This is a genomic window from Alcanivorax sp. (genome assembly GCF_002733835.1).
In the GTDB taxonomy this organism is placed as follows: domain Bacteria; phylum Pseudomonadota; class Gammaproteobacteria; order Pseudomonadales; family Alcanivoracaceae; genus Alcanivorax.
In genome coordinates this window covers 1-5,247 of sequence record NZ_NVWY01000064.1, presented here as the reverse complement: position 1 = coordinate 5,247, position 5,247 = coordinate 1, and the positions used below count along the sequence as shown (strand labels likewise).

The following is a 5,247-nucleotide window of genomic DNA, read 5'->3' as shown; positions in this document are numbered from 1 at the left end:
AACACCGACGCGGAAGGCCGCCTGGTGCTGTGCGATGCACTCACCTACGCCGAGCGCTTTACTCCCGCCAGCGTAGTGGATATCCATCCCCGGCGATCACCAAGGTAGCATTGCCCGGCACATAGAACCGCTGGTACCAGCTGCGCGCCTGCTCCGGCTGCAGCTGGGCCAGCAGCGAGCGCCAGCCAATAATCGGGTGGGCATAGCCAGTGCCCGGACGGGCCACGGCCTGGAATTTTTCCCAGGCCAGCGCATTGGGGTTATCGTCCGTGCGCATGCGCCGCTCTTCCATCACCACGTCCAGCTCGCGGGCAAACTCCTCGTCGTCAATGTCCAGGTGCCCCAGACGTTCCGCTTCCAGCTCCAGCGCCAACGGCAGGCGCGACACTTCGTATTGCTGGAAGTAAGCGGTGTAGTCATAACTGGTAAAGGCGTTATCGCTGCCCCCGTAGCGGGATACCAGCCTGGAAAAATCGCCGGGGCCCAACTTCTCGGTGCCCTTGAACATCATGTGTTCCAGCACGTGGGCCAGCCCGGTCTCAAATGGGGCTTCATCAATGCTGCCCGCCTTGAACCACACCATCACGGTGACCACCGGTGCACGGTGATCTTCGCGTACCAGCACTTTCAGGCCGTTATCCAGCGTAAAGGCATGGGTCGGCAGCGCCGCCTGGGCGGTCAGCGACCACAGGCCCAACGCCAGTACCGTTATCAGTCTTTTCATGAAATACCTCTATTGGGGGCACACCTGTGTTGAGAACCACAAACCCGAAGCTGCTCCCCTCTCCCCATAATGGTAGGATAGCGGCGCGTTCGCCCCCGCGAACGGCAACTCTGCAAGCAGGTCTTTTTTTTCTCCGGCATAGCATACCGGGTTATCGCCCTGCTCTTGCAGCCTCATTGCAAAAGAAGGGTCACCCTTCTTGATTGGATACGACTGATCATGAGCGACGAAGTTTCCCGCGACGACGACAACCGCCCACAAGCGGACGGAAAACCGGAAGAAAAGAAGACCGGTTTCTGGAAGCGCATGTTCACCGGTGTGGAGGCCGACGAGGCACCCACACCGCCGTCCGAGCCCGCTGCAGAAAACGCACCGGCACCCGCTGAGCCTGCCCACCAGCCACCACCAGCGCCGGAGCCCATGCCTTCTGCGCCAGCCGCCCCCGAGGAAAGCCCTCAGGATGAAGACGGCGACGGCGGTTTCTGGACCCGCATGAAGCAGGGCATGAGCAAGACCCGCAAGGGGCTGGGCAAGGGCCTGGCCGACCTGCTGGTGGGCGCCAAGGAGATCGACGACGAGATCTTCGAGGAAATCGAAACCCAGCTGCTGGTAGCCGATGTAGGCGTAGAAGCCACCGACGTGATCGTGCAGGCCCTCACCGACCAGGTGACCCGCGAAGAGCTGGTGGACGCCGATGCCCTGTACGAATCCCTGCAAAACGAACTGCGCAAGCTGCTGGTTCCCGTGGACCAGCCCATGCAGATCGACGGCAGCAAAAAGCCCTACGTAATCCTGATGGTGGGAGTGAACGGGGTCGGCAAGACCACCACCATCGGCAAGCTGGCCTGCCGCTTCAAGGGCGAAGGCAAGAGCGTGATGCTGGCCGCCGGCGACACCTTCCGGGCGGCCGCCGTGGAGCAGCTGCAGGTATGGGGCGAGCGTAACGACATTCCCGTGGTAGCCCAGCACACCGGCGCCGATTCCGCCTCGGTGGTCTATGACGCGGTGCAGGCAGCTCAGTCTCGCGGCGCCGATATTCTGATCGCCGACACCGCCGGACGCTTGCATACCCGCGGCAACCTGATGGACGAGCTCACCAAGGTGACCCGGGTGATGAAGAAACTGATTCCGGATGCCCCCCATGAGGTATTGCTGGTACTCGATGCGGGCACCGGACAAAATGCCATCAACCAGGCAGAACAGTTCCGCGATGCCGCTGGCGTGACCGGGTTGGCACTCACCAAGCTCGACGGCACCGCCAAAGGCGGTATCCTGTTTGCCTTGGCCAAACGTACTGGCCTGCCGATTCGTTTTATCGGCGTCGGGGAACGACTGGAAGACCTGCGTCCCTTCCATGCGGAAGAGTTTGTGCAGGCACTGTTTGAAGATGTGACGGGATGACAAGTTCAAAGTTAAAAGTTGAAACGCGGCACAGGCCGAAGCGGCTTGAGTGCCCGTGCCCGCGCTTTTCCCTTTGAACTTTAAACTTTTTACTTTGAACTGTCCGAAGGACGCCCATGATTCAGTTTGACCGGGTCAGCAAACGCTACCCGAACGGGAAAGACGCGCTCAGCAAAGTGGGGTTCACACTCCCCGCCGGGCAGTTGACGTTTCTCACCGGTCACTCCGGGGCGGGCAAGTCCACCCTGCTGAAGCTGATCATGATGATCGAACGCCCGACACAGGGGCAGGTGCTGATTGATAACCAGAACCTGAACGGCTTCAGTAATCGCCACATCCCCCTGCTGCGCCGCAAGATCGGCATGGTCCACCAGAACCACCAGCTACTGTTCGACCGCAGCGTCTTCGATAACGTGGCCCTGCCGTTGATCATCGCCGGCTATGCCCGTGCCGACATCGGCAAACGGGTGCGCGCCGCCCTCGACAAGGTGGGCCTGCTGGACAAGGAAAAGCTCAACCCGATCATGCTCTCCGGCGGCGAACAGCAGCGCGTGGGTATCGCCCGGGCGGTGGTCAACAAACCCCCGCTGCTGCTGGCCGATGAGCCCACCGGCAACCTGGACCCGGCCCTGTCCGAAGAGATCATGGACCTGTTCAAGGATTTCGCCCGGGTCGGCGTGGCCGTCTTGATCGCCACCCACGACCTGAGCCTGATCGCCCGCTATAACCACCGCCTGCTGACCTTGCGCGAAGGCCGCCTGATCCATGACGGCGACGAATCGGGAGAGGCCCATGGCGCCTAACAACACCAACAAGGGCAAAGGCAACCGGGGCACCCGCAGCGCCACCCCGATCAAGCCCGGCCGCCAGAAAGCAGAACGGCCGCGCCGTGTGGCCGGCGCCCACAGCGCCCAGACGTCATTGAAAGACCGCTTTATCAGCTGGCGCCAGCACCACCTCGACTCCCTGCGCGATGCCCTGCAACGCCTCAATGCCGCCCGTGCCAGCAGCGCCATGACCATTCTGGTCATCGCCATCGCCCTGGCCCTGCCCGCCGGGCTGGCGGTACTGCTGGACAATGCCCGCGCCATTACCCGGGGCTGGGACGGCAATGCCCACCTGTCCGTGTTCCTGGACATGGATATCAGTGAGGCCCGCCAGCGGGCGCTGGCAGAAGAATGGCAAGGCACCGAAAACATCACCCGCACCGAAGTGATTACCCGTGCCCAGGCGCTGGCGGAGTTCAAGGCCCTGTCCGGCTTCGGCGATGTACTCGAAGCCCTGCCGGACAACCCGCTCCCCCCGCTGATTGTGGTTTTCCCGGACAGCACCGACCCGGTGACCCTGCGCGCCCTGGAAAATCGCCTGGGCGAGGCCGATGACGTGGACCTGGTACAGCTCGATGTGGAATGGGTACGCCGCCTGCACGCCCTGATCGAGCTGGGAGAGCGACTCATTTCCGCCCTCACCCTGGCGCTGGCCGCCGCCGTGGTGCTGGTCATGGTAAATACTATCCGCCTGGCCATTGAGAGCCGACGGGAAGAAATCGTGGTAGTGAAAATCGTCGGCGGCACCGATGGTTTTGTGCGGCGCCCCTTCCTGTATACCGGCTTCTGCTTCGGTTTCGCCGGCGGCCTTACCGCTGTGATCCTGGTGCAAGTCGCCCTGTGGTGGCTGGGGGGCCCCATTAATGAGCTGCTTTCGCTATATAGCAGTGAGCAGTCACTCACCTCCATGGCCGCATCCAGTCTGGTCATCCTGCCCCTGTTCAGCGGCGTACTGGGCCTGCTGGGCGCCTGGCTGGCCGTGGGCCGCCACCTGGGCGATATCGAACCCAACTTCTAAGCTGCCAGGCTCAAGACGCGCTGGCCGGATGCCCCTGACAGGGGGAATCCGGCAAACCAGCCGGAACGCCCGGGGAACCTCACCATCCCAACGCCCTCTAACACTGTGTTCATCCCTGCTTAACACGGGCGATGCATGCTCTTAAGCAGCGATCAACTGAGTCGATCAAACGGAACTTTTTCACCTATTAGCACTCTATAGAAGCGAGTGCTAATATCAGGACTCAAACGGATTGGGATGCTCGTCAACGAGCGACGCCAACGAGGAGAACACGCGCATGACACACCTTTCAGAACGCGCACAGGCGCTCACATTAGCGGTACCGGGTAACGACCTGGATGCCTACATGCGAGCCGTTAACGCCGTGCCGGTACTCAGCGCAGACGAAGAGCAACGCCTTGGCGAACGCCTGTATTACGATCAGGACCTGGATGCGGCACGCAGCCTGGTGCTGTCACACCTGCGCTTTGTGGCTCATATCGCCCGTAGTTACACCGGTTACGGCCTGCCACTGGGTGACCTGGTGCAAGAAGGCAACGTGGGCCTGATGAAGGCAGTGAAACGCTTTGACCCCACCAAGGGCGTACGCCTGGTGAGCTTTGCCGTGCACTGGATCAAAGCAGAAATCCACGAATACGTGATCAAGAACTGGCGCATCGTGAAAGTGGCCACCACCAAGGCCCAGCGCAAACTGTTCTTTAATCTGCGCGGGCAGAAGAAACGCCTGGGCCGCCTGACGATGGAAGAAGCCCAGCGGGTCGCCGACGATCTGGGCGTCACTGCTGCACAGGTCAAGGAAATGGAAGGCCGCCTGGGCGCCTACGACGCCAGCTTCGACGGCCCCACCAACGATGACGACGACAGCACCGTCGTGTCGCCGGCAGCCTACCTGCACAGCGACAACAGCGACCCGGCAGACCTGATCGCCGAACAAGACCAGCAAGACCGCGAAACCCGTCAACTGGGTTCCGCCCTGATGGCACTGGACGACCGCAGCCGCGACATTCTGGAACGCCGCTGGTTGGCCGACCAGAAAGCCACCCTGCAGGAGCTGGCCGATGAATACAGCGTTTCTGCCGAGCGCATCCGCCAGCTGGAAAACAACGCCATCAAGAAGCTGCGAAACGCCATGGCGTAAAGAGACGCAACAGGCAACACGCCAAAGCCCCTTTCGAGGGCAATGCTGTTCACTTAAGAGAAGCAGCGCTACGCCAACATCTTCGTCATGCGAGCATGACTTCCCACCAATCCCGAAGTTTGAGGGAGGTTGTGGGAAG

Annotated in this window: 5 protein-coding genes and 1 pseudogene; 5 read left to right on the top strand and 1 reads right to left on the bottom strand. The window is 61.5% G+C overall.

Annotation, left to right across the window (positions count from 1 at the left end; genetic code table 11):
- Positions 1-84 (top strand): annotated as a pseudogene (locus COA55_RS16915) (hypothetical protein); the annotation flags it as partial.
- Here the strand turns inward: COA55_RS16915 and COA55_RS16910 are convergent.
- Positions 59-583, bottom strand: a complete 525-nt coding sequence (locus tag COA55_RS16910; protein ID WP_290503086.1) for a pitrilysin family protein — start codon at positions 581-583, stop codon at positions 59-61. The pseudogene COA55_RS16915 and the gene COA55_RS16910 overlap by 26 nt on opposite strands.
- 360 nt (positions 584-943) lie before the next feature.
- On the opposite strand from COA55_RS16910, the gene ftsY reads away from it, so the two are divergent.
- The 4 genes from ftsY (at position 944) to rpoH (ending at position 5,108) form a co-directional block, all read left to right on the top strand.
- Complete coding sequence (ftsY, locus tag COA55_RS16905; RefSeq protein WP_290503085.1) at positions 944-2,125, top strand: signal recognition particle-docking protein FtsY; 1,182 nt, start codon at positions 944-946, stop codon at positions 2,123-2,125.
- A 116-nt stretch (positions 2,126-2,241) separates the two neighbouring features.
- Complete coding sequence (ftsE, locus tag COA55_RS16900) at positions 2,242-2,928, top strand: cell division ATP-binding protein FtsE (RefSeq protein WP_007150059.1); 687 nt, start codon at positions 2,242-2,244, stop codon at positions 2,926-2,928.
- The gene (ftsX, locus tag COA55_RS16895) at positions 2,918-3,970 is read left to right on the top strand and encodes a permease-like cell division protein FtsX (protein ID WP_063520229.1); all 1,053 of its coding nucleotides are present in this window, start codon (positions 2,918-2,920) and stop codon (positions 3,968-3,970) included. The genes ftsE and ftsX overlap by 11 nt, the downstream gene beginning before the upstream one ends.
- A gap of 277 nt (positions 3,971-4,247) precedes the next feature.
- Positions 4,248-5,108: an RNA polymerase sigma factor RpoH gene (rpoH, locus tag COA55_RS16890; RefSeq protein ID WP_063520230.1), complete on the top strand. Its 861-nt coding sequence runs from the start codon at positions 4,248-4,250 to the stop codon at positions 5,106-5,108.
- The last annotated feature ends 139 nt before the right edge of the window (positions 5,109-5,247 follow it).

Excerpts from the sequence above, each read along its gene's own strand:
- rpoH (WP_063520230.1), top strand. The coding sequence starts at position 4,248 with ATGACACACCTTTCAGAACGCGCACAGGCGCTCACATTAGCGGTACCG.
- ftsY (WP_290503085.1), top strand. The coding sequence starts at position 944 with ATGAGCGACGAAGTTTCCCGCGACGACGACAACCGCCCACAAGCGGAC.
- COA55_RS16910 (WP_290503086.1), bottom strand. The coding sequence starts at position 583 with ATGGTGTGGTTCAAGGCGGGCAGCATTGATGAAGCCCCATTTGAGACC.
- ftsE (WP_007150059.1), top strand. The coding sequence starts at position 2,242 with ATGATTCAGTTTGACCGGGTCAGCAAACGCTACCCGAACGGGAAAGAC.
- ftsX (WP_063520229.1), top strand. The coding sequence starts at position 2,918 with ATGGCGCCTAACAACACCAACAAGGGCAAAGGCAACCGGGGCACCCGC.